The organism is Bradyrhizobium sp. 18BD (assembly GCF_054185225.1).
The window spans coordinates 176730-201544 of record NZ_JAVAYL010000016.1; the positions used below are offsets into that span (position 1 = coordinate 176730).

The 24815-nt window shown below is 64.3% G+C and carries 28 protein-coding genes; 4 read left to right on the top strand and 24 right to left on the bottom strand.

Annotated elements, in window-relative coordinates:
• Positions 1 to 32 precede the first annotated feature (32 nt).
• Positions 33 to 1379, bottom strand: coding sequence for a c-type cytochrome (locus RAD16_RS27205; protein ID WP_458160907.1), 1347 nt, complete (start codon positions 1377 to 1379; stop codon positions 33 to 35).
• 137 nt (positions 1380 to 1516) lie between these two features.
• Between RAD16_RS27205 and RAD16_RS27210 the strand changes: the two genes are divergently transcribed.
• Together RAD16_RS27210 and RAD16_RS27215 are read left to right on the top strand one after the other, a co-directional pair.
• On the top strand, positions 1517 to 1753 hold the full coding sequence (locus tag RAD16_RS27210; protein ID WP_458160908.1) for a hypothetical protein: 237 nt from the start codon (positions 1517 to 1519) through the stop codon (positions 1751 to 1753).
• Between the two features lie 99 nt (positions 1754 to 1852).
• Positions 1853 to 1975 (top strand): hypothetical protein, encoded by a 123-nt coding sequence (locus RAD16_RS27215; protein ID WP_458160909.1) that lies wholly within the window; start codon positions 1853 to 1855, stop codon positions 1973 to 1975.
• An 80-nt stretch (positions 1976 to 2055) separates the two neighbouring features.
• Here RAD16_RS27215 and dhaK read toward each other — a convergent pair whose 3' ends face one another.
• The 23 genes from dhaK to RAD16_RS27330 all read right to left on the bottom strand — a co-directional run bounded on the left by dhaK (position 2056) and on the right by RAD16_RS27330 (position 22235).
• Positions 2056 to 3045, bottom strand: coding sequence for a dihydroxyacetone kinase subunit DhaK (gene dhaK, locus RAD16_RS27220; RefSeq protein WP_458160910.1), 990 nt, complete (start codon positions 3043 to 3045; stop codon positions 2056 to 2058).
• 38 nt (positions 3046 to 3083) lie between these two features.
• Complete coding sequence (locus RAD16_RS27225; protein WP_458160911.1) at positions 3084 to 3515, bottom strand: hypothetical protein; 432 nt, start codon at positions 3513 to 3515, stop codon at positions 3084 to 3086.
• Positions 3512 to 5110 carry a phosphoenolpyruvate--protein phosphotransferase gene (ptsP, locus tag RAD16_RS27230; protein WP_458160912.1) on the bottom strand — a complete coding sequence of 533 codons (1599 nt, stop codon included), beginning with the start codon at positions 5108 to 5110 and terminating at the stop codon, positions 3512 to 3514. Before ptsP ends, RAD16_RS27225 begins: the two co-directional genes overlap by 4 nt.
• Positions 5111 to 5114: 4 nt before the next feature.
• Positions 5115 to 5429 carry an HPr family phosphocarrier protein gene (locus RAD16_RS27235; RefSeq protein ID WP_458160913.1) on the bottom strand — a complete coding sequence of 105 codons (315 nt, stop codon included), beginning with the start codon at positions 5427 to 5429 and terminating at the stop codon, positions 5115 to 5117.
• On the bottom strand, positions 5422 to 5808 hold the full coding sequence (dhaM, locus tag RAD16_RS27240) for a dihydroxyacetone kinase phosphoryl donor subunit DhaM (RefSeq protein ID WP_027557143.1): 387 nt from the start codon (positions 5806 to 5808) through the stop codon (positions 5422 to 5424). The genes RAD16_RS27235 and dhaM overlap by 8 nt, the downstream gene beginning before the upstream one ends.
• On the bottom strand, positions 5805 to 6419 hold the full coding sequence (gene dhaL / locus RAD16_RS27245; RefSeq protein WP_458160914.1) for a dihydroxyacetone kinase subunit DhaL: 615 nt from the start codon (positions 6417 to 6419) through the stop codon (positions 5805 to 5807). The genes dhaM and dhaL overlap by 4 nt, the downstream gene beginning before the upstream one ends.
• Positions 6416 to 7423, bottom strand: coding sequence for an ABC transporter ATP-binding protein (locus RAD16_RS27250; RefSeq protein ID WP_458160915.1), 1008 nt, complete (start codon positions 7421 to 7423; stop codon positions 6416 to 6418). Before RAD16_RS27250 ends, dhaL begins: the two co-directional genes overlap by 4 nt.
• Positions 7416 to 8513 carry an ABC transporter ATP-binding protein gene (locus RAD16_RS27255; RefSeq protein WP_458160916.1) on the bottom strand — a complete coding sequence of 366 codons (1098 nt, stop codon included), beginning with the start codon at positions 8511 to 8513 and terminating at the stop codon, positions 7416 to 7418. The genes RAD16_RS27250 and RAD16_RS27255 overlap by 8 nt, the downstream gene beginning before the upstream one ends.
• Before the next feature lie 6 nt (positions 8514 to 8519).
• Positions 8520 to 8732, bottom strand: a complete 213-nt coding sequence (locus RAD16_RS27260; RefSeq protein ID WP_458160917.1) for a hypothetical protein — start codon at positions 8730 to 8732, stop codon at positions 8520 to 8522.
• A complete protein-coding gene (locus RAD16_RS27265; RefSeq protein WP_283080231.1) occupies positions 8729 to 9682 on the bottom strand; it encodes a carbohydrate ABC transporter permease in 954 nt (317 codons plus the stop codon). The genes RAD16_RS27260 and RAD16_RS27265 overlap by 4 nt, the downstream gene beginning before the upstream one ends.
• On the bottom strand, positions 9679 to 10638 hold the full coding sequence (locus tag RAD16_RS27270) for a carbohydrate ABC transporter permease (RefSeq protein ID WP_458160918.1): 960 nt from the start codon (positions 10636 to 10638) through the stop codon (positions 9679 to 9681). The genes RAD16_RS27265 and RAD16_RS27270 overlap by 4 nt, the downstream gene beginning before the upstream one ends.
• A gap of 100 nt (positions 10639 to 10738) precedes the next feature.
• Positions 10739 to 12085 carry an ABC transporter substrate-binding protein gene (locus RAD16_RS27275; protein WP_458160919.1) on the bottom strand — a complete coding sequence of 449 codons (1347 nt, stop codon included), beginning with the start codon at positions 12083 to 12085 and terminating at the stop codon, positions 10739 to 10741.
• 774 nt (positions 12086 to 12859) lie between these two features.
• Entirely contained in the window at positions 12860 to 13903 is a 1044-nt protein-coding gene (locus RAD16_RS27280) for a uroporphyrinogen decarboxylase family protein (protein WP_458160920.1), read from the bottom strand.
• Between the two features lie 36 nt (positions 13904 to 13939).
• On the bottom strand, positions 13940 to 14794 hold the full coding sequence (locus RAD16_RS27285) for a fumarylacetoacetate hydrolase family protein (RefSeq protein ID WP_458160921.1): 855 nt from the start codon (positions 14792 to 14794) through the stop codon (positions 13940 to 13942).
• Positions 14795 to 14797: 3 nt separating this feature from the next.
• Entirely contained in the window at positions 14798 to 15457 is a 660-nt protein-coding gene (locus RAD16_RS27290; RefSeq protein WP_458160922.1) for a polysaccharide deacetylase family protein, read from the bottom strand.
• Between the two features lie 9 nt (positions 15458 to 15466).
• Complete coding sequence (locus RAD16_RS27295) at positions 15467 to 16264, bottom strand: ABC transporter permease (protein ID WP_458160923.1); 798 nt, start codon at positions 16262 to 16264, stop codon at positions 15467 to 15469.
• Between the two features lie 7 nt (positions 16265 to 16271).
• Positions 16272 to 17078: an ABC transporter ATP-binding protein gene (locus tag RAD16_RS27300; protein WP_458160924.1), complete on the bottom strand. Its 807-nt coding sequence runs from the start codon at positions 17076 to 17078 to the stop codon at positions 16272 to 16274.
• The gene (locus RAD16_RS27305) at positions 17057 to 17812 is read right to left on the bottom strand and encodes an ABC transporter permease (protein ID WP_458160925.1); all 756 of its coding nucleotides are present in this window, start codon (positions 17810 to 17812) and stop codon (positions 17057 to 17059) included. Before RAD16_RS27305 ends, RAD16_RS27300 begins: the two co-directional genes overlap by 22 nt.
• 4 nt (positions 17813 to 17816) lie before the next feature.
• Entirely contained in the window at positions 17817 to 18779 is a 963-nt protein-coding gene (locus RAD16_RS27310) for an ABC transporter substrate-binding protein (RefSeq protein WP_458160926.1), read from the bottom strand.
• Positions 18780 to 18826: 47 nt separating this feature from the next.
• Entirely contained in the window at positions 18827 to 19555 is a 729-nt protein-coding gene (locus tag RAD16_RS27315) for a GntR family transcriptional regulator (RefSeq protein ID WP_458160927.1), read from the bottom strand.
• Positions 19556 to 19644: 89 nt separating this feature from the next.
• On the bottom strand, positions 19645 to 20454 hold the full coding sequence (locus RAD16_RS27320) for an N-acyl homoserine lactonase family protein (protein WP_458160928.1): 810 nt from the start codon (positions 20452 to 20454) through the stop codon (positions 19645 to 19647).
• An 11-nt stretch (positions 20455 to 20465) separates the two neighbouring features.
• On the bottom strand, positions 20466 to 20855 hold the full coding sequence (locus RAD16_RS27325) for a carboxymuconolactone decarboxylase family protein (RefSeq protein ID WP_458160929.1): 390 nt from the start codon (positions 20853 to 20855) through the stop codon (positions 20466 to 20468).
• A 27-nt stretch (positions 20856 to 20882) separates the two neighbouring features.
• Positions 20883 to 22235, bottom strand: coding sequence for an MmgE/PrpD family protein (locus RAD16_RS27330; protein WP_458160930.1), 1353 nt, complete (start codon positions 22233 to 22235; stop codon positions 20883 to 20885).
• A gap of 246 nt (positions 22236 to 22481) precedes the next feature.
• Between RAD16_RS27330 and RAD16_RS27335 the strand changes: the two genes are divergently transcribed.
• Positions 22482 to 23375, top strand: coding sequence for an NAD(P)-dependent oxidoreductase (locus RAD16_RS27335; RefSeq protein ID WP_458160931.1), 894 nt, complete (start codon positions 22482 to 22484; stop codon positions 23373 to 23375).
• 30 nt (positions 23376 to 23405) lie between these two features.
• Positions 23406 to 24797: an MmgE/PrpD family protein gene (locus RAD16_RS27340; RefSeq protein ID WP_458160932.1), complete on the top strand. Its 1392-nt coding sequence runs from the start codon at positions 23406 to 23408 to the stop codon at positions 24795 to 24797.
• The last annotated feature ends 18 nt before the right edge of the window (positions 24798 to 24815 follow it).

The following is a 24815-nucleotide window of genomic DNA, read 5'->3' on the forward strand; positions in this document are numbered from 1 at the left end:
ATGCGAACCTGCTCGATCCGATTGCACCTCTCTCATTGCGAGGTCGCCCGGGCCAGGAAGTCCGTTAGCGCACGGCGGTCTTCGGCCGAGCCGATACGCTGCTCCGGCATCTTCGTTCCCGGCGTGTAGGCATTGGGGCCCACTTCAAACATCTTTGCGACGGTCTCGGGCGTCCAGACAATATCCATCTTCTTGAGAGCCTCGGAAAACCGATAGCCGGGAAGTGAAGCTATCTTCCGGCCGAACAAGCCGGCAAGCGTCGGCCCCGCGCGTTGTATCCCCTTCGACGAGAGCGTGTGACAGGCCACGCAGGCGCGAAAGACCTCGGCACCGTGGTCTCCCGCATAGGCGGCGAGCGGATCCACCGGCGTCCCGAACCGGTTCGAACCGACCGGCTCGCCGCTCGGCACATTCCATCGCCGGATCTTCCCGTCCGCGGCTCCGGTCACGAGCGTCGCGGCATCATGGAGGAAGGCGAGTGACCAGACCGGGGAACCAGGGACCACGAGTGTCCGCAGTACACTCCGGGACTTGCGTTCGACAATGGTGACCGTGCCGTCGATGCCCGCGGCGGCGATCAGTGCCCCATCATCGGAAAGTGCCAAGGCAACGATCGGTTTCGAGCCTGCCGCAATTTCACCGGACAGCTTTCCATCCATCGTCAGCATACGCAGCTTGCCATCCGATCCGCCCGCGACGATCTCGCCATCGGGCGCGACCGTGACCGCATTCAACGGCGCGGGCAACGTCACCACTTCGGGCTGACCATCCCGCAGGTGCCAGATGCGCAACGCAAGATCATAGCCGACGCTTACGAGTGACATGCCGTCTGGCGCGAACGCGACACCGTTCACATTCTGCCGGTGACCTTCAAACACGCGGGCCGCACCATCCGCTAGTGACCAGAGTCGCACGCTGTGGTCCCAGGAGGCCGAGGCGAGCTTTGATCCGTCCGGTGAGACCGCCAGGGCGACGATCGGGCCGGAATGCCCTTCCAGGACGAGGTCGGGCTGCTGCTGGCCTGCGGTCCAGACCGCGATCCGGGCGTCGGCACCGGCGGTTACCATCCGACCATCCTTCAGGAAGGCGACCGCATTAACGGCATCAGCATGATACCGCAGCACCTCAGTGGCCGCGTCACTCTTCAGCGACCAGCGAATGGCAGCCGTGTCGAAGCTCCCTGACAGCAGACTGTCACCGTCAGGCGAAACCGCCAGCGCCCGGATGGGTCCGCCGTGACCTGCCAGCTGCGCCTGCGCCGCTGACGCAGCAAAAACAGTCACTAAGAGGGCGGCCGCAGCCCATGCGCCCGAAGCCCATGCGATCGACCTTTGCCGGCCCTGGTCCATGGTCTTGAGAGTGCCCGACAGGATAACCAAGATAAATGTCCGCGGCGATTACGCCTATTGTGTGCGCTGCATCAGGACCCGTTCAGACATTCTTCGCTTGAATGCCGGCGGCGCGAGTCCTAGCCTTTGCACGTTACGTCTTTGCTCGTCGCGTCAAGGAAGACGACATGCAGGGGCGATCGAGACCATTGCTGCGGATGATCGCGCGGCTATGCGCCGCTCACGCGTTCATGACCGCGCCGGATCCGGCCGCGCGAGAAGCTTCGCCTCTCCTGGTCTTCACAATGGTTGTGCTCGCGCTGCTGCTGGCTATCCTGGAAGTGGACCTGCACAGCGCCGACCTCGAGTCCTGGGGGTTGATGGGCGATTCGTTTTCGGCGGCCCCGATGTTTAGAGGTCCTTAAGCCGGTCGAACTGGGGCGAACTTTGAATCGATCATCGGAGGTGCTCACCACAGGCTACATCGTGAGATACGCGCCGCCGTTGAAGAATGGAGTTTGCAGATGAAGGCTTTCCTGCTCGGCTGCGCGGCAGCCGTCGTGATTGCAATTGCAGCAATGGCTGTCTTGAACGAGGTGCAGGAACCCGTCGAGCAGGCGTTCGCGACAACCGGTGTCCGTCTCTAAGAGGGTCCGCCCTGCGCGTGAAGACCGCGATCTCAGGGGTATCTCTTTGTCCTTCATTGTTGATTCTTCGTTCCCGTCCATCAGATACCCCAGCGTAGCGCGGCGGTATGCACCGGCGCGTCCCACAAGTCCTTTGACTGGCTGTCGAGCACGGAGACGGTGATCGACGCACCAGCCATGTCGAGGGACGTCACGTAGGAGCCGGTCAAGAAACGCGTGGCCGCGATCCCCGCTCCGTCCAGAATGCGCTTAGCGCTGTTGGCCATCAGATAGAGCTCGATCAGCGGCGTCGCGCCAAACCCGTTGATCAGAAGAAGCACTTCACTGCCCTTGCTCGGCGCGAGATCACCCAGGATCGCGTTGAGCATCTCGGCAGCAATCGCATCGGCGGAGGCCAGCGGCACCCTGCGGCGTCCCGGCTCGCCATGAATGCCGACGCCCATTTCCATTTCATTGTCGGCAAGTGTGAAGTTCGGCCGGCCCGCCGCCGGAACCGTGCACGGCAGCAGCGCCACCCCCATCGATCGGGTGCGCCTGTTAACGTCATCGCCGAGCGTCTTGAGCGCGGCCAGTGGCAGGCCCTTTTCGGCTGCTGCACCAACCATCTTTTCAACGATCAGCGTGCCTGCGACGCCGCGACGCCCGGTGGTGTAGGTCGATTTCTCGACCGCGACATCGTCGTTGGTCACGATGCTTGCAACCTCACGCCCGGCCATCTCGGCGGCCATCGTGAAATTCATGACATCGCCTTCGTAATTCTTGACGATGAAGAGCACGCCGGCTCCGGTGTCGACGACCTCGGCCGCCTCGATCATCTGATCCGGCGTCGGCGAGGTGAAGACCTGGCCCGGACAGGCGGCATCGAGCATGCCGTGGCCGACGAAGCCGGCATGAAGCGGTTCATGGCCGGAGCCGCCGCCCGAGATGAGCGCGACCTTGCCCGGCTTCAGGGTGCGGCGGCGCACGAACTTCCGCTCGGCGCCGAGAAGCAGGATATCGGCATGGGCGGCTGCCAAGCCGTCGAGACTCTCTTCGAGCACCGTGTCGGTGCTGTTGATCAGCTTTTTCATGGCGTCCTCCCGGTTGTCTTTTTTGCGTTTCGAATTCGTCAGCCGATGCTTTCGGCGTAGCGGGCGAGCTGAGCAGCAAAGTCGACGATCAGTTGCTCCAGCGCGCGGTTTTTCTTGTCGTCACCGAGATCTGGCACCGTCACGGTAACAACGCGCGTGCGCGCCTCACGATGGGCGCCGCGCAGCCGTCCCGGATGCGCGCGACCATAGGCTTCGAGGAAAGCGGCCCGCTCGGTACCGGAGAGATGGCAGACCTCGAAGATGATCGCGACATGCTTGGCCGGGATCGGCACCAGGTAGGCCGGATTGGTGATCTGGCTGACGAAGGAGCGGTTCTTGCCGAGCGCCGCCGCGAGCTTCAATCGCGTCCCGGATGGCCGGTTGTCGAGGGCCCGCCGCAGGATGAGCTTGTAGTCCGCGACATTGCTGTCGCCCGGCCGGCTTGTGTCCTCGCCTGCATCGTCCGTCATGCGGTCACCCCGGCGATGGCAGCCTTGAGCCGCGCCACCGCAATCGGCGAGACCGAGAGGGTCGTCAGGCCCGTCGCCAGCAGCGCATTCGTCAGGCGCGTGTCGGCCGCCGCATCGCCACAGAGCGAGACCTCGACACCGCGCTTTCGCCCGGCCTCCACCGTCCGTGCAATCAGCGCCAGCACCGCCGGGTGGCTGGCATCGTTGAGGTCGGCGACAGCACCGATATCGCGCGCCGCCGCCATCGTGTATTGGGTCAGGTCGTTCGACCCTATGGAATAGAACGCCGCGCCAAAGTCCTCGGCGCATAGCGCTGCCGCCGGGATCTCGACCATGATACCGAGCGGCGGCCGGGCGCAGGCGATCCCTTCCGCCCTGAGTGCCACGAATTCCGCGTCCAGCATGGCGTTGGCACGATCGAGCTCCGAGGGGATCGCGACCATCGGCAGCATCACCTTCAGCGTCCCATGCACGGCCGCGCGGCATAGCGCCCGCAACTGCACGCGAAACACCTCCGGCCGCGCCAGAGAGAGCCGGATCCCACGCATGCCCAGGAATGGATTGCGCTCGCCGTCGACCGTCACGCCAGGAATTGGCTTATCGCCGCCGGCATCAAGCGTGCGGATCGTCACTGGCCGCTCTGCGGCCCATTCGAGAATGCGGCGGTAAACCGCGTATTGCGCATCCTCGCCGGGCAGACCTCTCGACCCCTCGAACAGAAACTCCGTCCGTACGAGGCCGATGCCGTCGCAGATGGCGGGATCAAGGCTCGCGAGATCTTCGGGCGCAGCGACGTTGAGAAGGACGGCGATACGTCGGCCATCGGCCGTCGCTGCCGGCTTGAGACGACCAGCGTCGGCAGCAATCTGCGCGGCATTCGCTGCCGCCATGCGGCGCTCGAACAGGCGGCGCGTTTCGGGCTGGGGATCGAAGATCACGGTGCCGGTATCGCCATCGACCAGCGCCAGCGACGGCGGCTGTCCGTTCCATGGCAATGGCCCCAGTCCGACCACCATGGGAGCGCCACGCGATCGCGCGAGCATCGCGACATGCGACGACGGCGATCCGCTGGCGAGCGCAATGGCACCGCCGCGGGTCCAGTCAACGGCGAGAAACGTCGATGGCGAAATATCATCACCCGTGACGACGGAATCGCCGGAGATCTTTGCGGTCGTGTTTGCGCCAGTCAGCCCGGCAAGCACGCGATCGCGAATGTCGACCAGATCGGCAGCACGAGCCCGGAAGTATTCCTCATCCGCGGCGCGATAGCCGGCGATCTCCGCATCGAGGGCTGTGCGCCAGGCCTCATCGGCAGCCGTGCCGGCCGCAATAGCTTCGTAAGCACCCTCCGCAAGCGCATCGTCACCGAGCATCGCGACCTGGAACTCCAGGATCTCCGCGGCTTCGCCATGAACCGTCGCGATCAGTTCGGCAAGCTCGGCTGCTGCCCCCTCGATCGCCGCCTTCAGCGCTGCGGCCTCCTGCGCGGAATCGCCCCTCGCCGCCCTGCTCGCCACTTCGGTCCTCAGCACGGAGACCGGGCCGATGGCGAGGCCTGGCGAGGCGGGATGGCCGGTGAGGTAAATCTCGCCCACGATTCTACGCCTCGCCGAAACCGTCATGCACCAGCGCCAGCATGGCCGCGAGCGCCGCATCGCCATCGGGACCGGCGACACGGAAATGCAGCGTCGCGCCCTGCGGCGCTTTCACACGCATCACCTTCACCGGACTCTTGGCATCGGTCCAGGGTCCCTCGGCCGCAAGCGCAATTTCGATCTTGGCGACAAAGCCTTTCGCACATTGCGTGAGCTTCACCGACGGCCGCGCGTGCAGGCCGACCGGATTGACGAGGACCGCCGAAGCGGTCAGCGGCGCAAACGTCTGAGCCGCCCGGTTGGCGTTGGCATCATGCATAGAATTCCTCCGCACTGCGCTTGACGGCGGCAAGCGATGAGCCGCCCGAAGATTCGGTCGCAGCGATCACAGCCCCCTCGACCACCGGGGCATTACAGACCAGCACGCGCGCGCGCCGGTCTTCCGGGAGCATCTCGACCGCCATCTCCGAATTGGTCTCGGCACCGCCGAGATCGACGAGGATCGCAACACCCGCCGGTGACCAGGCCGTCTCGATCGCCTCGAGGATTCCTGCAACATTCGTACCCAGGCCGCCGTCGACATCGCCGCCGGTCCAGGCCAGCGGCACTGCGTCCCCGACCATCTGGCGCACCATATCGGCCGCGCCTTCCGCGATCTTCGGCGAATGCGACACGATGACAATTCCGACGTTGCTCATGTATTGACCTCGAACTCCAGTGTCTCAACCGCTGCGCCGATCAAAAGGGACGCCGAGCGCGAGCCCGGGTCCATATGACCGATGGAACGTTCGCCCAGAAACGACGCGCGGCCGCGGATCGCCTGCATCGGCGTGGTGCGATCGGCCGCTTGCACTGCCTCCGCCGCGATCGCCTTGGCGTCGCCGCCTCCCGCGAGAACGGCGTGCACCGGCACCAGGACATCCAGCAGTGTTTTTTGCCCTGCCTCCGAGCGGCCGCGCGCCTTCACGGCCTCGATCGCTTTCTCCGTCGCCGCGACCAGATCGGCCCGGCTGGGCTGCTCCGGAAGCGCCTTCCCCAGTTCCATGAAGAACGTTCCGACCAGCGGCCCCGAAGCACCGCCGACCTTCATCACCAATGTCATTCCAATCGCCTTCAGCATTTCTGGGAGCGACTTGTCGGCAAGGCCCGGCAATGCTGCCAGCACAGCCTCGAAACCGCGTTTCATGTTGAGCCCGTGATCCCCATCGCCAATCGCCTGATCGAGGCTCGTCAGCTCGTCCGCGTGCTCGATCACTGACCTTGCCAGCGCTTGCACCAATCTTTCCCTGGCTACCCGATCAAGGCTCATGCCGCTACCCTCCAGCCCTTCGCATCGAAAAACAGCGGCTTGTTCAAACGGAGCGACACGACGTCTCCGGCGCCAAAGCCCGCCTCGGGATCCGCCAGCGTCACAACCGGCCGACCGGCGAGGTCGAGATGGAGATGGCTCTGGTCGCCGAGATGCTCGACCCGCTTGACGGTCGCAGAGACGTCGCCGCCACCGCGCGCGATCGTCAGGTGCTCGGTCCGCGCGCCGATGATCTCGACACCGGTTGGCGCGCCGGCGAACAGGCCCGCCGGCAGCAGATTGATCACCGGCTGGCCCAGCCGGGCCGCAACATGCGCGTTGATCGGGTTCTCGTAGATCTCCCGCGGCGTGCCGATCTGCATCAGCCGTCCGCCTTCGATCACACCGATGCGCGACGCCATCGTCATCGCCTCAGTCTGATCATGGGTGACGTAGAGGATCGTCGCGCCGAGATCGACCTGGATCCGCTTGAGCTCGAGGCGGAGCTCGCCGCGCAGCTTGGCATCCAGCGAGGAGAGCGGCTCGTCCATCAGATAGATCGAGGGCGAACGGACCAGGGCACGGCCGATCGCGACGCGCTGCATCTGCCCGCCCGACAGCTGCGTCGCCTTGTTGTCCAGCTTGGTCTCGATGTGGAGCAGACGCGCCACCTCCTGCACCTTCGCGCGGATATCCGCTTCGGGCACACGGCGGGTCGGCGCGCGCAGCGCGAAAGCCATGTTCTCGAACACGGTGAGGTGCGGATACAGCGAATATTGCTGGAAGACAAAGGCAACGTCGCGATCGGCCGGCGCATCGCCGGTCACGTTGCGCCCAGCGATGCGGATCGAGCCAGAGTCCGGCTGCTCCAATCCGGCGATCAAGCGCAATGCCGTGGTCTTGCCGGCACCGGTCGGCCCGAGCAATGCCACGAACTCGCCGTCGCCGACGGTCAGCGACAGATCGCTCAGGGCTCGAGTCTTGCCGAAGGCCTTCGAGACGGCGTTGATCTCGACTTCAGCCATGCGCGCCTCCTTCATGCAGCGCGGTGCGAATCGCCCGGCCGGATGCCTTGTCGAAGATCGACAGCGTATCGGGCCGGAAGTCGAGCCCGACTGTCTCGCCGGTCCGGAACGACCTACTGCTGGGTGAGCGGGCCTTGAGCGCGCCGTAATGCGTCGTCACGGTCACGATCTGCGTCGTACCCAGATATTCCGTGCCATAGACCTCGCCGCGCACCATGCCGCGATCGGTGAAACGCACATGCTCGGGCCGCACCCCAAGCACGAGCTCACCCTCCGCCATCGCTTCGCGCGCCGCAGGAATGACCACATCGCGCTCGCCAAGCCTGATCGCCTCCGCGCCAGTCTGCAGGCCGCCACGGAACGGCAGGAAATTCATGGGCGGCGAGCCGATGAAGTCGGCAACGAACAGCGACGCTGGCCGGTCATAGATGTCGCGCGGGCTCGCGACCTGCTCGACGACGCCATTGTTCATCACCGCGATCCTGTCAGCCATCGCCATGGCCTCGAGCTGGTCATGGGTGACGTAGACGGTTGTCGCGCCGAGCCGATCATGCAGGGCCCGCAGTTCATGAATCATGGCCTCGCGCATCTCTGTATCAAGCGCACCGAGCGGCTCGTCCATCAGAAAGCATTTTGGCTTGCGTACAATGGCTCGTCCAAGCGCGACACGCTGCCGGTCGCCGCCGGCAAGGCCAGAGACGGAGCGGTCGAGAAGGTGCGATATCCGCAGGATGCGCGCAGCCTCGACGACCCGACGGTCGCGCTCGGCCGCACCGATGCCCTCGCATTTCAGGGGAAAGCCGATGTTGCGCCGGACATTCATGTGCGGATAGAGCGCGAAGAGCTGGAACACGAAGGCGATATCGCGCGCCGATGCGCGGTTCATCGTCACGTCCTCGCCGTCGAGCCGGATGGTGCCCGCCGTCGGCAGCTCCAGGCCGGCGATCATGCGGAGCGTAGTCGTCTTGCCGCAGCCAGACGGTCCGAGCAGGCAAAGGAACTGGCCGTCCTCCACCGTGAAGCTGGCTGACTTGACCGCATGAAACGTCCCGAAGGACTTGTCGAGCGCCTCGACCTTGATCTGTGCCACCGCGCCCTACTCCCGGACCTTGGACACGATGGTGAACATCACCGTGCCGAACAGGGTCGTCGCAAACGACCAGGAATACAGCGTCAGAGACAGCGGCTGCATCAGCATCACCACGCCGGCGGCGATGATCGTCGTCGCGATGGCTTCGAGCGGACCGCGGCGCAAGACGCGATCGGCGAGACCACGACGTACGATGGTAGGGACGAGATCGACACTCATTTGCGGACAGCTCCAAAGGTGATGCCGCGCAGCAGATGCTTGCGCAGAAGCACCGTGAACACCACGATCGGCACCAGGAACAGCGTCGTGCCGGCGGCCACTGCGGGCCAGTCCTGTCCGCCCTCGCCGATGATGATCGGAATGAACGGCGGCGCGGTCTGCGCGTTGCCCGAGGTGAGAAGCACCGCGAAGGCGTATTCGTTCCAGGCGAAGATCAGGCAGAAGATTGCGGTTGCCGCGATGCCCGTGGTGGCCTGCGGCAGCACTACCTTCACGAAAGCCTGGAAGCGGGTGTAACCGTCGATCATCGCGGCCTCCTCGTACTCGCGCGGGATCTCATCGATGAACCCCTTGAGCAGCCAGACCGCGAGCGAGACATTGACCGAGGTGTAGAGCAAGATCATCCCTAGTCTTGTGTCCGACAAACCGACGGTGCGGTACATCAGGTAGATCGGAATCGCGACCGCGATCGGCGGCATCATCCGGGTCGACAGGATGAAGAACAGCAGGTCATCTTTCAGAGGCACGCGGAACCGCGAGAAGCCATAGGCCGACAAGGTGCCGAGCGCGACGGCGAGCACAGTCGAGCCGAACGCAATGATGAGCGAGTTGACGAAGCGCGGCACGTAGTTCGAGGGGCCGGCGACCACCATGTTGCGGCTGCGCGCGATGTCGTCGCAAAGCCCCTGCGGAGGCCCGAGCGAACGGATGAACTCCGGCGTCTGGCGCGACCGGGTCGTGAAGAGGTTACAGAAGCCTTCGAGCGACGGCTTGAACATCACCTTGGGCGGATAGGAGATCGCATCGTCCGGCGACTTGAACGCGGTGAGCATGATCCAGACCAGCGGGATCATGGTGATGATGGCGTAGAGCACGACGAGTGAGCCGGCAAAGCGCCGCGTCGTGGCCGACGGCTCGACGACCGAATGGGCTGTGGTGGCTGATGTCATCGGCTTTTCACCTTGTTCAGCGCCTTCACATAGATGTTGGCGAGACCGAAGACCGTCACGAACAGGATGATCGCGAAGGCCGAGGAGTAGCCGGTGCGCCAGCTCTCGAACGCCGCCCGCTTGAGCGTGATCGAGGCGACTTCCGTGGTCGATCCCGGCCCACCGCCGGTGAGCAAATTGACCATGTCGAACATCTTGAAATTCTCGATGCCGCGGAACAGCACCGCCAGCATGATGAACGGCAGCGCCATCGGCAGCGTGATCGACCAGAACTGCCGCCATTTCGACGCGCGATCGACCTCGGCCGCCTCATAGATGTAGTCCGGGATCGAACGCAGGCCTGCGAGGCAGATCAGCATCACATAGGGCGTCCACATCCAGGCATCGACGATGACGATGGCCCAGGGGCTCAGCGTGACGTCGCCGAGCATCTGGAAGGACGAGGCGGCGCGGCCGGTGAAGAAGGCGACCACGTAGTTGAACAATCCGATCTGAGGCTGATACAGGAACGTCCAGAAATTTCCGACGACTGCCGGCGACAGCATCATCGGCAGCAGGATGATGGTGGTCCACATCCCGTGGCCGCGGAACTTCTTGTCGATGAGATAGGCGAGGCCAAATCCGAGGACGGTCTCGATCACCACCGTCCAGATCACGAAATGCGCGGTGACCTGCATCGCGGCCCAGATGTCGGGATCGGTCAGGATCGACTGGTACCAGTCGGCGCCCAGCCAGATCGTCGGCACGTTGGCCCGGTTGGCGCGGTAGTTTGTGAACGACAGATAGATCGTCCAGAGCAGCGGGAAGATATTGATCGCGAGCAGCAGCACGATCGTCGGCGTGATGAACAGCCAAGCGAGCGTCTTGTCCGACAGGCCCCGGATACGACGCGCCACGCCTGGGCGGACCATGACGGCCCGATAGGTGATCCGCGAAGAGGCACTCAATTCGTTCATTGCAGCGACCGATCCTGGCACCCGGCGTCGACGATACGACGGTTCCGGTCGTCTCGAAGGAAACCCGGAGCGCGAGCGCGCGCGCTCCGGGCAGCTTGCATCAGAACTTCTTGCCTTCTTCCTTGAAAATCGCCTTCCAGTCCTTCACCAGACCGTCGAGCGCTCCCTGCGCGGTGCCCTTGTCGGCCACCACATAGTCATGCACGCGCTTCTGCTCGGCTTGCAAAAGTTGGGCATAGGAAGGCTCGGCCCAGAAGTCGACGACCATTCCCATCGACTGCAAAAACTCCTGGGCGAAGGGCGCGCTGTTCGGGAAGCTCGGATCGTTCAGCACGGACTTGGCGCAGGAATAGCCGCCGAGCGCCCACCACTTCTTCTGGACGTCGCCGCCGGAGAACCACTTGATGTACTGCAGCGCCTCGGCCTGGTTCTTGGAGTAGGAGACCACCGAGATGCCCTGTCCGCCGAGCTGCGTCGCCTGCCCGGCGGGACCGGCCGGATTGACGAAGAAGCCGATCTTGTCGCCGCCGACATTCGGGTCCTTGTAGAGGCCCGGAAAGAAGGCGAAGAAGTTCATCTGCAGCGCGACCTGGCCGGACTTGAAGGCATCAAGTCCCTCCGACATGTAGGAGTTGGAGGCGCCGGGCGGCGTGCAGCACTTGTAGAGATCCTTGTAGGCCTCGAGCCCCTTCACGGCGCCGGCCGAGTTCACGAACCCGTCCATCGCATAAGGCTTCTTCGGATCGTCGTATTTGAAGCCGTAGTCGTAGAGGTAGTTCGAGACGCCCATGGTGATGCCTTCCGAGCCACGCTCGGTGTAGATCGAGGCGCCATAGACCTTCTTGCCGTCGATCTCGCGGCCCTGGAAGAACTGTGCGATGTCCTTGAGCTCATCGAGCGTCTTCGGCACGCCGATATCGCGGCCATACTTGGCCTTGAAGTCCTTCTGCACGTCGGGCCGCGCGAACCAGTCCTTGCGATAGGTCCAGCCGACCGCATCGCCCATCGCTGGCAGCGCCCAGTAGTTCGGTGTGTTCTTCGGCCACTCGGAATAGCCGACCACCGTGGCCGGCATGTAGTCGTCCATGCTGATTCCTTCCTTCTTGAAGAAATCGTTGAGCTTGACGTACTGGCCGTTCTCCGCGGCGCCGCCGATCCATTGTGAATCGCCGATGATGAGGTCGCACAGCGAGCCGTGCGAATTGAGTTCGTTCAGGAATCGATCAGCGTAATTGGTCCACGGCACGAATTCGAACTTCATGCCGATGCCCGACTTGGCGGTGAAGTCCTTCGACAATTCGACCAGCGCGTTGGCCGGGTCCCATGCGGCCCAGCAGAGCGTGATGGTCTTGCCTTGCGCCTGCGCGGGTGAAATCTCCGCTCCGACACTGAGCGCGGCGGCAACAGCCCCGCATGCCACTACAAGCGTCTTCATCGTTTGTTTCATTACACGTTCCCTCCGAGTGGGCCGGCCATCGACATGGCGCGGCTTTCCAACCCGCTCGAATGCTTCGAGCAGAGCGACACAGTCCATGACGAGCTGAACAACTAAACTGGCGTTTCCTCGCGCCACCCGGATTCTATAGGCCCGGCAGGCTCGATTTGTTTAGTGAACCACTAATTACTAAACATTGCAAGTGATGTCGGCGGGTTCTTCGACACGGCGTCTGATCCAGCGCTCGAGCTTGTGTTGGTCTGGGATCCCACGAAGCCTCGCGCACATGCAGCACGCGTTGCTTTCCAGCCGCATCCTCAGATCCTTTCGCGGCGACGCCTCCTGCGCGGCGGCAGGCCGTCATACGCCCGAGCAATAGAGGGCCTGCGACCATGGGCGCCGGGTTCTCGAAAATGACCGCGGCGCACGCTCGATTCAATGAAATGCTTCAGCTGCGGACATGACAGTTCTCGAGCCAGCGCTCGAAGACATCACCAAAAGACGCCGCCTTGAGCTTAGTGGCTCGATCGCTTCGACAGCTTCCTGCACGGAAGCGTAAACCGACCGGCTTCCCTTAACTGCCTTTCGGCTGAGCCTCAATCACCACGTTCACCGCATCACTTCCACCTCAAGCCACGTCGCGAGCAGCTTCCGCCGCTTGAGCAGCCAGCTTCCGCTGCGTCCGCAGGGCTTACGGGAGACACCTAACTGGGCCTCTTCGATACCGGCGCAAATGGCTGCTTCCGTCCTGTGATACCTGAAGCCGTAGCCGAGCCTGGCGCTTCTTCAGCCGATCTCCTGCCGCACCTTGGCCGCGGCGTCGCACATCGCCTTCAGTTTTCCGAATGCGGTTGCGCGCGGCATGTATTTCATGCCGCAATCGGGCGCTGGAATCAGACGATCGGGCGAGACGTATTTCAGACCGTTGCGAATGCGGCCGGCCACGGTTTCGACGCTCTCGATGCCGGGATCCGCGAGGTCGAGCACGCCGAGCATGATCTTCTTCGACGAGAGATCCTTGAGCACGCCGAGGTCGAGCTTCGGTTGCGCCGCCTCGATCGAGATCTGGTCTGCAATGGTGTCGTCGAGTTCGGCGAGGAAGGAATAGCCAGCCGGCTTGTTCGAGCCCGGCACGACCGCCGCATAGCCGAAACAGAGATGCACGACGGTCGGCACCGTGACACCCTTCAGCGCGCGGTTGATCGCCTTGACCGCATAGCGCTTGGCAAGTTCGGGATTGTTGCGCACCCAGGGCTCGTCGAGCTGGATCACATCCGCGCCGGCCTTTTGCAGATCGAGCGCCTCCGCATTTACAGCCTCGGCGAGCGCCATCGCGAGTTCTTCCTCGTCCTTGTAGAACTCGTTCTTGGCCTGCTGGCTCATCGTGAACGGGCCCGGCAGTGTGATCTTCGCGGCGCGGCCGGTGTTCTTGCGCAGGAACTGCATGTCGTGCAGCTCCACCGGGCCCTTGCGCTTCACGGGGCCAACGACGCGCGGCACCGGGGTCTGGGTGTTGCCGGTACGCGCCACGATGATTGCGGGATTGTCGCCGTCGACCCCGTCGAGCGCGGTCGCGAAACGATTGGAGTAGCTCTCGCGGCGGATCTCGCCATCGGTCACGATGTCGATGCCGGCGCGCTCCATGTCGCGGATCGCGACGATGGTCGCATCGTCCTGCGCCTCCTCCAGATGCTCCGCCGGCAGCCGCCACATGTCGTGGAGACGGGTGCGCGGCACCACCTTCGACAGCATGGCGCGATTCACCAGCCATTCCGGCTGCGGATAGCTTCCGACCACCGTGGTCGGCAGGATATGCGTTGGCATGGGCATGGGGTTCTCCTTCTTATTGTTGTTGGGCGCGACGGTTCACGCCGCGCGTTCCTCGTCCTTGACGGGATTGCGGAGGATGCCGATACCGGAAATCTCGATCTCGACGGTGTCGCCGTCCTTCATCCACAGCGGCGGCGTGCGATAGGCGCCGACGCCGCCCGTCGTGCCGGTGACGATGACGTCGCCCGGCGCGAGCTCGGTGAAGGTCGAGCAATAGGCGATCAGGGCCTGTACGTCGAAGACGAGATCGGAGATCGGCGCCTTCTGCACCTCGACGCCATTGAGCCTCGTGATCAGCGTCTGCCTGGTGACGTCAGTCAATTCGTCCGTCGTGACCAACCAGGGCCCGAAGCCGCCGGTGCCGGCGAAGTTCTTGCCCGGCGCGAATTGCGAAGTGTGGCGCTGCCAGTCGCGGATGCTGCCGTCATTGTAGCAGGCATAGCCGGCGACATGGCTGAGCGCGGCATCGCGCGAAATGCGGCGACCGGCCTTGCCAATGATGACGGCCATCTCGCCTTCGTAATCGAAACGCTCTGACTCCAGCGGCCGGATCATCGGCTGGCCATGGCCGACCTGGCTGTTGGCGAAGCGGGTGAAGATCATCGGATGCGCCGGCGTCGGATGGCCGCTCTCCGCCAGATGCGTGGCGTAATTGACGCCGATGCAGAAGATCTTGTCAGGGTCGGGCACCGTCGGCAGCAGCGCGACATCCCGCAGCGCGTAGTCGGGTGTCTCACCGGCCAGCTTCCTCAACTCATCGAGCGAGCCCTTTGCAAGCAGCGCCTTCAGCGTCGGATAGGCCTTCAGGCGCCGGCCGGCATCGATCACGCCCTTGTCGGTGACGATGCCATAGCTCGCGGTGCCGGCGATTGTGAAGCTCGCGACTTTCATTGGTCAAACACTCTCTTCGATGGAGGAAACATAGTCGTTGATCGGAAGTGCGATCTCGCCGCCGCGGATCGGAACGCATTGCGGCGGGAACTCCTGGCGGAAACACGCGCCGGCCGCCTCGGCACGGTCGAGGAACCGCCCGAGATGGTCCATCGCGCCGGTCGGGAGGTCATGCAGCACCATCAGCGTCCAGGGCTGCTGGCTGCACTGGTCCAGCGCGCGCTCGGTCCAGCCGTCAGGATCCTCCCAGTCGCGCGGAATGGAATTCCAGAGCACGCAGCTGTGCCTGTTGCGGACGAGATGCTCGACGACGGACGGCTTCAACAGCCTTGCATCCAGATTACCGCCGCCGCCGAACGGCCGGAACCAGCGCTGCGGATGCGCGAGAGCGCCGATCGCTTCCTGCGTGCGGCCGATTTCGTTCTCCGCCGTCTTGCTGTCCTTCTGCTGACCGAGCGGAATGCTGTGCGTAAAGGTGTGATTGCCGATCCAGTGGCCCTCCCCGTGCGCACGCATCGCAAGGCTACGCCGCTCGAGGTCGGCCAGCTTCTCGCCGATCACGAAGAATGTGGTCTTGATCCCGCGCTCGCCGAGGATGTCCAGCACACGCGGCGTCACGTCGGGATCGGGGCCGTTGTCGAATGTCAGGGTCAAATCGTACACGCGGATACCTCAGGTCGCCGGCTGCATCCCGCCCGACGCGATCTCGTCATTGGCCTGGCCGGCGCGGGTTCCGGTTTGCCAGATCGCCGCCTTGCGCTCGATCCAGCGGATCGCGGCGTTGAAGGCGATGGCGAGGAACAGCACGAGCAGCACGCCCGCGAACACGTGCGGACTGTCCAGGATGGTGCGGTAGCGCGAGATCAGGTAGCCGATGCCGGCCGAGGAGATCAGCATCTCCGAAACGACGACCCCGACGATGACAAGCGCGCCGCCGACGCGCAGGCCCGACAGCACCGTCGGGATCGCCGCAGGGATGATGACGCGGACCAGGCGCTGGCTCAGCGTCGCGCCCATGCTGCGCGCGGCGAGCAGAAGTTGCGGGTCGATGGTCTGGATGCCGGCGGCAGTGGCGAGCATCGTCGGCAGGAAGCCGTAGATCGAGGCGAAGGCGATCTTGGACTCCGAGCCGATACCGAGCCATACCGTGAAGACCGGATAGAGGATCACGAGCGGCACTGCGTAGAGGCTCGACACCATCGGCATGATCAGCACGCGCGGGCGTGGGAGGCTGCCGACGATCGCGCCGAGCAGAATGCCGCCGCCGCAGGCAAACGCCATCGACACCACAACCTCGTAAAGCGTTACCGCGAGCGCATGACCGTATTCGCCTGCATCCGTCCACCCGGCCATCAGCGTCGATGACAACGACGGCAGGAACAACTCGGGAATGAGACCGGTGCGCGGCAAGAGCTCCCACAACGCAATCAGGCCGATCACGATCAGATATCGCAGCGTTTTGGCGCTCATCTCCGCCTCACGCCGATTTGCGGATGTGCCGCCAGATGCGATCGCGCAGCGCGCCGAAGGCATCGCCACTCAGCATCTCGTAGGTGCGAGGCCGCGGCAGATGAACCTGGAGATGGTCGACGATCCGGCCGGGCCGCGCCGACATCACGATCACCTCGTCGGCGAGATAGACGGCCTCGGTGAGACTGTGCGTGACGAAGACGACCGTCTTGCCGGTCGCGGCCCAGATGCGCAACAGCTCGTCGCCCATGGTCATGCGCGTCTGCTCGTCGAGGGCGGCGAATGGCTCGTCCATCAGCAGCACCGGCGGGTCCTGCACCAGCCCCCGCGCGATGGAGACACGCTGCTTCATGCCGCCGGACAGTTCATGCGGATGGCGCTTGCCAAAGCCCTCGAGGCCGACCAGCTTGAGCGCATCCTGCGCCTTGGCGCGGCGCTCAGCCTTGGGCACACCGCGCAGCGCCAGCGGAAACTCGACGTTGTCCTCCGCCGTCAGCCAGGGAAACAGGCTGGCCTCCTGGAACACCACACCGACCCTGTCCGGGTCGGGCTGCGGGATCGGCGCGCCGTTGATGGTGATCGTGCCCGAGGTCTGCTGGCGCAGGCCTGCCATCATCATCAAAAGTGTCGACTTGCCGCATCCGCTCGGACCGACCAGCACGACGAAGCGGCCGGGCTTGATCTCGAGCGAGACGTCGTCCAGCGCAACGACGTCCTGCGACCGGGTCTTGAATACCTGTCCGACATTCTTCACCTCGATCGCGCCAGCCCGCGCGGCGGGCTTCAACGGGGTCACGTTCGCCAATGGCTGCATCGCGTTTCCACCCATCTGACAAGTTCGTTGAAAGTCATGGCGATCGCGGCGACCATCACGACGCCGGCAAGGAGCTGCTTCATCTGGAAATTCTCGCCCCAGGTCGCGATCTGGTGGCCGATACCATCGCGCGAGGCATACATCTCGGCGAGGATGACGCCGGTGAGGTTGAAGATCATGGAGATCCGCAACGCCTCCAGCAGCACCGGCAGCATGCTCGGCAGATAGACGCGGAACGCGGTCTGCCATGGCGTAGCGCCATAGGAGCGCGCCACCGTGAGATGCTCGACCTTGACTGATTCAACCGCAGTGGTGGTCGACATGATCACGATGAAGATCGTCGAGAAGAAGCCGAAACCGACCTTCTGGGCGAAGCCGACGCCGAACACGAGGATGAACATCGGCAGGAAGATCGACTTCGGGATGCTGAAGGCGAAGAACAGCAGTGGCTTGGCCACATCGGCAAAGTAGCGGTTCTCCGCGACCAGGAAGCCGATCACCGCGCCGAAGGGAACAGCCAGCGCGAACGCGGCCAGCACCTCGGTCGCGGTCACCATCAGATCCTTCTGCACGGCAGCGCGCTGCAGCAGATCGCCGAGCGTCACGAACGTGTCGGACGCCGACGGCAGCAGGCGGGGATTGACGATGCCGGTGCGCGACAACATTTCCCACAGCGCCAGGATCGCGACGATGATCGCGATCCGCGCGAGGTTGATGGCGAGCGTGCCCTGCATGCTATTACTTCGTCGGGACGGGCTTGAACTTGGTCGAGATCACGTCCTCGACCGGCACGATGTCCTTGAGCCCGCCGAGCTTTGCGAGATCGAGCGAGAGCTGCACGGCTGCGTTCACGTTGGCCGCGCCCATGTCACCGCTGGTCTCGATCTTCATGATAGTGTTGTCGTATTCGAGGCCGGCGATCTCCGGCGGCATCTCGTAGAGCTCGGCGATCAGCTTGACGGTGACGTCACGGTTGGCGCGCATGAACGCGACGGCGCCGTAGAGGGCGTTCACCGCCTTCTGCACCAGTTGAGGCTTCGCATCGGCGAACTTGTCAAGCACGATCCAGCCGGCGGTGAGGTTCGGCGGAACCGCGGTCGCATAATCGAGGATGGTCTTGGCCTCGCCGGACTTCGAGATCTGGAAGCTTAGCGGCGAATAAACCACGGCGGCCTCGACGTTACCGGCCAGCAGGTTCGGCACCAGGCCACCACCGCCGACGGGAACGCGGGTGAAGTCGATCTTCTTGTCCTGGATGGTCCACAGCGCGAGCAGATCGGAGCCGGAGCCGGCCGCCGTGATCGCGACCTTCTTGCCGTTGAGATCCTTGACGTCGAGCGTCGACTTGGTCGGCACCATCAACTGCCAGCCGAAATTACCCATCGCTGCGTTGGCGACGATCCGCGACATCACGCCCTTCTTGCGTCCGGCCGAGACCAGCGACGGCGGATCGAGGATGATGTCGGCCGCGCCCGCGGCCATGCCTTCGAAGGTCTCGGCGCCGCTGCGATAGATGGTCAGCTCGGCCTGGATGCCTTCCTTCTCGAACAGCTTTTGCCGCACGGCCGTCTCGGCGATCGTCGTGGGCCAATAGGTCTTCGTGGGTAAGCCAACCCGAACAGTCTCGGCGCCGCTCGCGGGGCCGGCCAGAATTGTGGCGGCTACGAGCGACAAGAGCGCGTGACGGCGATCGATCTTCATTGTTCCTCCCGGTCTCTGTTTTTTGTGTGCCGGATTTTTCCGGATCGTCAGGTCGTGCGGCTCACCTCCGCAATACGCGAGGCGGCGAGCTCGACGAATTCTTTGGTGATGCCGAAATGCTTTGACAAGGCTCGAACTGCCGCATGAGCATCGCGCTTGATGACGGCGGCGACGATCGCCTTGTGCTCGGCTTCGACGTCGCGCGGCTTGCTGCCGAGCTCGCGGCGGATCGAGAGCCGGCGATAGCGCTCGCTCTGCTCGTGCAGCACATCGCGGAATCCGAGCAGCCATGGCGAGCCGCACGCATTGACCAGCGCTCGATGGAAGATGCGGTGACGGATCACCCATTCCTCGTAGTGCACGGTAGGATCATCGGGATAATGATAAGGAACGGCCTTCAGATCTGCCCAGGCCGATTTCACCGAGGCGAGCCAGGCATCATCGCCCCGTCCGATCGAGCGGCGCAGCGCAAGCCCCTCGATGTCGATCCGCGTCTGGGTCACGTCGGCAAGATCCGCCAGCGACACCGGACTTACGCGAAAGCCGCGCTGGTCGGACGCCTGCACGAGCCCGTCGGCGACGAGCCGCGACAACGCCTCGCGCACGGCGGCAAGGCTCACTGAAAACTGTTTTGCGAGACCGGCAATATGCAGCTTCTGCCCTGGCAGCAGCCGCGTCGCCAGGATGTCAGCGCGCAGGCGCTCATGCAGAGCCGACGTCAGGCTGCGCGGACCTTCTCCGGGGCTTCCGGACAACTGGAACTGAAGCGGACCCATGGCCGGATGATTGCAAGGCAGCGGGCGGGGGTCAATAGAAAATCGAAAATCGATTTTTCTGCCAGTTGCGCTACGCCCCTCTCGGCGTCCTAGGAATGAGCTGGTCCGGATGGCGGCACATCCAGGCGAACAGCAACACCGGTCAGGTCCGGGCTCGGCGACGGATAAAGCGTCATGACCAGCGGATCGTGGCCGGGGACGATGTGGTCCGCGCTGGGCGCTGCGGCACGCAGCTTGTCAAAGCCCACCAGCATGTCGCCGACATGAAACGCCGTCGTGAACGGCCGCTCGCTGGTCATGTTCTCATAGAAATGGCTGACGTCGGAGGCGAGCACGACCGGGCCGCGGCGCGTGTTGACGCGGACGAACTGAAGACCGGCGGAATGTCCGCCGGCTGCATGGACGGTAAGCCCGGGCGCGATCTCGGCGTCGCCATCGTAGAACAGCACCCGGCGCGCGTAGTTCAGCCGCACGAGCCCGCAGACATCCTCGACCTCGAAGGAATGCGACAGACGCGGATATTGCATGTAGCGCCCGCTGGCATAGGCGAGCTCGCGCTCCTGGAGGTGAAAGCGCGCATTCGGAAACCGGTCGAAATTGCCGGCGTGGTCGTAGTGCAGATGCGTGAGGATCACGTCCTTGACGTCGGCGACGTCAACACCGAACGCCGCGAGCGTCTCCACGGGGCAGCGCAGGAATGTCCGCCTGCGCTGCCTGGCGATCTCGGCATTGAACCCGGTGTCGATGACGAAGGTCCGCCCGCCGTCCCTCGCCAACCACATGAAATAGTCCATCGGCATCGGCCCATCATGCGGGTCGCCGCCGATGAAATGCTCGCTCCGCTGCGCATCCCGCGTGGCATAGCGGATGGCGAAGAGCTCGTATTCCGGGCCAGCCATGGGACTCGCGCTCAGGAACCGGCCGCGTCGACCTCGTTAAATGCCTCCCGCGCGTTGCGGAAGGCGTCGATGCCGGCTGGCACGCCGCAATAGACGGCGACCTGGAGCAGGATTTCCTTGATCTCCTCCTTGGTGAGCCCGTTCTTCAGGGCGCCCTTGACGTGCAGCTTCAATTCGTGCGGGCGGTTCAGCGCGCCGAGCATCGCCAGGTTGACGATCGAGCGCGTGCGCCGATCAACGCCGGGCCGGGTCCACAGCGCGCCCCAGCAGAATTCGGTCGACCATTCCGCCATGGTGCGCGTGAACTCGTCAGCGCCGGCGATCGACCTGTTCACGTAGTCCTCGCCGAGCACCTCCTTGCGAACCTTGAGGCCCCTTTCGAACAGTTCGGTCTTGCTCATGATCGTCCCTTTCAGGTCTTGGAGAGTCTAGTTGGAAGAAGTATCGCACACGGCCAATGCCGGGCGCAGCGATTGCAGGAGATGACCGACGTCGTCCGCCGCATCGAACCGCCGGACCGCGTCAATGACGCGGTCCGCATCCCAGTCGCTTTGACCGGTGCGGACGCCTTCGCGCAGCTTCTCCTCAATGTCGCGGTCCGACAGCGGCGCAGCCTGGCTGCCGCGCGGCGAAACGACGGTCTCGGTCAGGATCTCGCCGGACAGCAGACGCAAGGTGACACGCGCGGCGCCATCCGGCATCTGAGCGTCGAGCGCCGCCCTCACCTTCTGTCGCAGCTGCGCGATATCGGGCCGGACCACGGTTTCGTGCGCGAACTCGGTCACACCGGCCGTGCCGAGCAGCAAACCGCAAGCCACGCAATGATGAATGCTGACGCGCGCATCGCGCTCGCTATTGACGGGGCGATCGCCGCGCGCGAGCAGCAGCGCCGAGCCCTGCACGGTGACGGACTCGATCTGGTCGACCTTGCGACCGATCCGTTCGCGCAGTAGCAGGCAGGCATCGATGACGGAATGGAACACGATGCCGGCGGGATAGGGCTTGTAGGTGTTCTTGGCGATCTCCCAGCGCTTGCCGAGACCGTCGAGCAGACGAGGGAGGTCCGGCTCGTCGCCCATGGTGCGCGCCCAGCCGAGCGGGCCTTCGATGGCGCGTGGCGCCGCCTCATAGCCCTGCTGCGCAAGCAGCGCGGCGAACAACCCGTTCCGCGCCGCGTTGCCGACGCTGACATTCTTCGCTGCGCTCGGCAGGTTTTCGACATTGCCGGCTGACTGGCTCGCCGCAATCCCGATCGCGTTCGCAATCCCCTCTGCGGGCAAGCCCAGGAGCTTCGCACACGCCGCAGCGGCACCAAAAATGCCGCAGGTCGAAGTGATGTGCCAGCCGCGGGCATAATGACGCGGCGAAACCGCATTGCCGATGCGACATTCCACATCCACGCCGAGGATGAACGCCGTCAGCACCTCGCGTCCCGACAGTTTTCGCGTCTCCGCAAGCGCGAATATGGCAGCGGCGACCGGCGCGGCCGGATGAATGATCGTCTCGGGATGCGTGTCGTCGAAGTCGAGCAGATTGGCCGAGATAGCATTGAGGAACGACGCGCACAGCGCATCCATCGGCTGCGAGTGACCGATCACCGTCGATGTCGCGGCGCCGCTGAACGGCGCCAGCGCGCGCATCGCCGCGATGACGACGGGATCGCGCGCTGAGCCGAGCGCAGTTGCAAAAAAATTGAGGATCGATCGCCGCGCCTCGACGCTCTGCGCCTCCACGTTCGCCCACGACGAGGACGCGACGAAGTCGGCGAGCGTCTTGCTCACACTCGGAGTTGGGTCTTGCGGCACGCGGAGCGTCTTCCTCGTTTTCACGGACCTTATGCCGATCCGCGGCAAACTGTCGACCCCAAATGTTATGCTTGACAGCTTGTCTGACAATCATAACAATCCGCCCCGTTGGCGCGGGACCCCGCCGCCACGACGACGGCGGGAGGCCGGCCGGCGATAACGATTGACCAACGAGATCAAGAAGGCGCGCCCGGCAGGGGATCGCGCAACAGGGAGTAGACGATGGCGGGAGAGATCCTCGGCGTAATCGGCACGGGTCGCATGGGCGGCCCCATGGCGGGGCGATTGATCGACGCGGGCTATTCGCTCGTCGTCTATGACACGCAGGCCGAGGCAGTACAGCCGCTGGTCAAGCGCGGCGCGCAACTCGCAAAATCGCCGGCCGACGTCGCCTCGCACGCCGACATCGTGCTCGTCAGCCTGCCGACACCCGACATCGTCAAGGCCGTCACGCTCGGACAGGACGGCATCAGCAGCGGCAACCGCGCCAAGATCGTGATTGATCTCTCGACCTCGGGTCCGGGCGCAGCAAAACTCGTCGCCGAAGGCCTGAAGGCCAAGGGCATGACGCTGGTCGATGCGCCCGTGAGCGGTGGCATCAAGGGCGCCGTCAACGGTACGCTGGCCGTGATGGTGTCCTGCCCGCAGGCGACCTACGACACCGTCCAGCCGATCCTGAAGAACTTTGGCAAGTTGTTCTACACCGGCGACAAGCCCGGCGTGGCGCAGACGGCCAAGCTCGCCAACAATCTGATGGCGGCGGCGGCGCTGGTGATCACCTCGGAAGCGGTCGCGATGGGCGTCAAGGGCGGCGTCAATGCGAAGGTACTGATCGACATCATCAACGCCAGCAGCGGGCGCAACAGCGCCTCCGAAGACAAATTCCCCCGCGCGGTGCTGCCCGGCACGTTCGACTTCGGCTTCGCCACCGGCCTCTCCTACAAGGACGTCCGCTTGTGTGTGGACGAGGCGGAGGCGATGGGCGTGCCGATGGTCTGTGGCGCGGTGGTGCGGCAGATGCTTGCGATCACCAACGCCAAATATGGCGCGTCTTCCGATTTCACCTCGATCGCCAAGGTGCTCGAGGAGTGGGCTGGCGTCGAGATGCGCGCCTAATCGCACAAGCTGTCAGGGGGAACGATTGCGATGACGATCGGCCCGACCGGTTCAGGCAAGGTCTCGCTGGCGCGCCAGATGGCGCGGAGCGTGCTTGCGCGGGATCTCGGAGATTTCGGGCCCGAAGTCGTCGCCAAGGCAAAGCTCTGCCTGCTCGACTTCCTGTCCTGCGCCTTCGAGGCAGGGAACCATCCCTGGAGCCGTCAGGCCGTTGCGATCGCGCAAGCCGGCGGCAGCGCGACGATCATCGGCACTTCGCAACTCTCCTCGCCGGCTGACGCCGCCTTCGCCAATGCGGTGATGGGGCATGGCCTCGTCCGCGAGGATATGCATGCAGCGAGCATCGCGCACCATGGCGTCGTGATCTGGCCGACGCTGCTAGCGCTGTCGGAACAAGCGCCGTTGCACGGAGCCAGGCTGCTAGCGGCCGCCATCATCGGTTATGAGACCGGCGCGCGGATCGGCCGCGCGCTCCTGACCTCCGACCTCGCGCGTCTCTACCGCCCGACGGGCCTCGTGGCGCCTCCGGGCGCGGCGCTGGCAGGAAGTTTCGCGCTCGGCCTGTCCGAGGATGCCGCAACCAGCGCCATCGCAATCGCAGCCAACACGTCCAGCGGGCTCAACGAGTGGCCGCATGCCGGCGGCTCTGACATGTATTTCCACCCCGGTTTTGCCGCCAGCAACGCGATCAAGGCGATCGGCCTTGCCGCGGCCGGGGCTTTCGGCTCGGAAACGATCCTCGAAGGGGAAGCCGGCCTGTTCGCCGCCTATCGTCGCCAGGCCGCGCCAGACAGCATCGCGCTCTTCCCGAATGGCAATTGCGAGATCATGGCCGTCTACAACAAGCCGGTCCCGGCCTGCAATTTCGCACAGACCGCCGCTCAAGCCGCGCTCCGCGTCTCGCACGAGCTCGCCAGTGCCGAGGAGATCGACCGCATCGTCATTGGCGTGCCCGACGCGGCCGTGCGCTATCCCGGCTGCGACTCGATGGGACCCTACCGCAACGCCCTTCAAGCCAAGATGAGCATTCCGTTCAGCGTCGCCGCGACACTGACGCGGGGCGAGATCGAGGAAGAGAATTACTCCGAGCTCGACGATGCCGACATCAACCGCCTGGTCGCGGTGACGGACCTCAAGGCCGATGCCGGCTTCACCGCCGCTTTTCCCGGCAAGCAGGGCGCGGAGGTGACCGTTCATCTGCGCGATGGCCGGACGATCCGGCACACCCTGTCCGACGTCATCGCCGCAACGCCTGCAGGTATTCGCGCACGCTTCCGCGCTGCCGCTGCCCGAGTCCTCGGCGAGGACCGCGCACGTCGGCTCGAGCAACTCATCGACGACTGCGAACGGCTGGGTCATGCCGACGCCATCGCGGCGCAGTGCCGCCTGGAAACGGAACGGGTCTTACGATCGGCATCATAAGAAGTGCCGGAGAGTACG

Bases quoted from the DNA above. Each gene is read 5' to 3' on its own strand.
- RAD16_RS27235 (WP_458160913.1), bottom strand. From the start codon at position 5,429: ATGCATGATGCCAACGCCAACCGGGCGGCTCAGACGTTTGCGCCGCTG.
- RAD16_RS27300 (WP_458160924.1), bottom strand. From the start codon at position 17,078: ATGCAGCCATTGGCGAACGTGACCCCGTTGAAGCCCGCCGCGCGGGCT.
- RAD16_RS27215 (WP_458160909.1), top strand. From the start codon at position 1,853: ATGAAGGCTTTCCTGCTCGGCTGCGCGGCAGCCGTCGTGATTGCAATT.
- RAD16_RS27305 (WP_458160925.1), bottom strand. From the start codon at position 17,812: ATGCAGGGCACGCTCGCCATCAACCTCGCGCGGATCGCGATCATCGTC.
- RAD16_RS27285 (WP_458160921.1), bottom strand. From the start codon at position 14,794: ATGAAAGTCGCGAGCTTCACAATCGCCGGCACCGCGAGCTATGGCATC.
- RAD16_RS27225 (WP_458160911.1), bottom strand. From the start codon at position 3,515: ATGACGGACGATGCAGGCGAGGACACAAGCCGGCCGGGCGACAGCAAT.
- dhaL (WP_458160914.1), bottom strand. From the start codon at position 6,419: ATGAGCCTTGATCGGGTAGCCAGGGAAAGATTGGTGCAAGCGCTGGCA.
- RAD16_RS27280 (WP_458160920.1), bottom strand. From the start codon at position 13,903: ATGCCCATGCCAACGCATATCCTGCCGACCACGGTGGTCGGAAGCTAT.
- RAD16_RS27270 (WP_458160918.1), bottom strand. From the start codon at position 10,638: ATGAACGAATTGAGTGCCTCTTCGCGGATCACCTATCGGGCCGTCATG.
- RAD16_RS27320 (WP_458160928.1), bottom strand. From the start codon at position 20,454: ATGGCTGGCCCGGAATACGAGCTCTTCGCCATCCGCTATGCCACGCGG.
- RAD16_RS27295 (WP_458160923.1), bottom strand. From the start codon at position 16,264: ATGAGCGCCAAAACGCTGCGATATCTGATCGTGATCGGCCTGATTGCG.
- RAD16_RS27315 (WP_458160927.1), bottom strand. From the start codon at position 19,555: ATGGGTCCGCTTCAGTTCCAGTTGTCCGGAAGCCCCGGAGAAGGTCCG.
- RAD16_RS27275 (WP_458160919.1), bottom strand. From the start codon at position 12,085: ATGAAACAAACGATGAAGACGCTTGTAGTGGCATGCGGGGCTGTTGCC.
- RAD16_RS27265 (WP_283080231.1), bottom strand. From the start codon at position 9,682: ATGACATCAGCCACCACAGCCCATTCGGTCGTCGAGCCGTCGGCCACG.
- dhaM (WP_027557143.1), bottom strand. From the start codon at position 5,808: ATGAGCAACGTCGGAATTGTCATCGTGTCGCATTCGCCGAAGATCGCG.
- dhaK (WP_458160910.1), bottom strand. From the start codon at position 3,045: ATGAAAAAGCTGATCAACAGCACCGACACGGTGCTCGAAGAGAGTCTC.
- RAD16_RS27335 (WP_458160931.1), top strand. From the start codon at position 22,482: ATGGCGGGAGAGATCCTCGGCGTAATCGGCACGGGTCGCATGGGCGGC.
- RAD16_RS27260 (WP_458160917.1), bottom strand. From the start codon at position 8,732: ATGAGTGTCGATCTCGTCCCTACCATCGTACGTCGTGGTCTCGCCGAT.
- RAD16_RS27250 (WP_458160915.1), bottom strand. From the start codon at position 7,423: ATGGCTGAAGTCGAGATCAACGCCGTCTCGAAGGCCTTCGGCAAGACT.
- RAD16_RS27325 (WP_458160929.1), bottom strand. From the start codon at position 20,855: ATGAGCAAGACCGAACTGTTCGAAAGGGGCCTCAAGGTTCGCAAGGAG.
- RAD16_RS27210 (WP_458160908.1), top strand. From the start codon at position 1,517: ATGCAGGGGCGATCGAGACCATTGCTGCGGATGATCGCGCGGCTATGC.
- RAD16_RS27310 (WP_458160926.1), bottom strand. From the start codon at position 18,779: ATGAAGATCGATCGCCGTCACGCGCTCTTGTCGCTCGTAGCCGCCACA.
- RAD16_RS27340 (WP_458160932.1), top strand. From the start codon at position 23,406: ATGACGATCGGCCCGACCGGTTCAGGCAAGGTCTCGCTGGCGCGCCAG.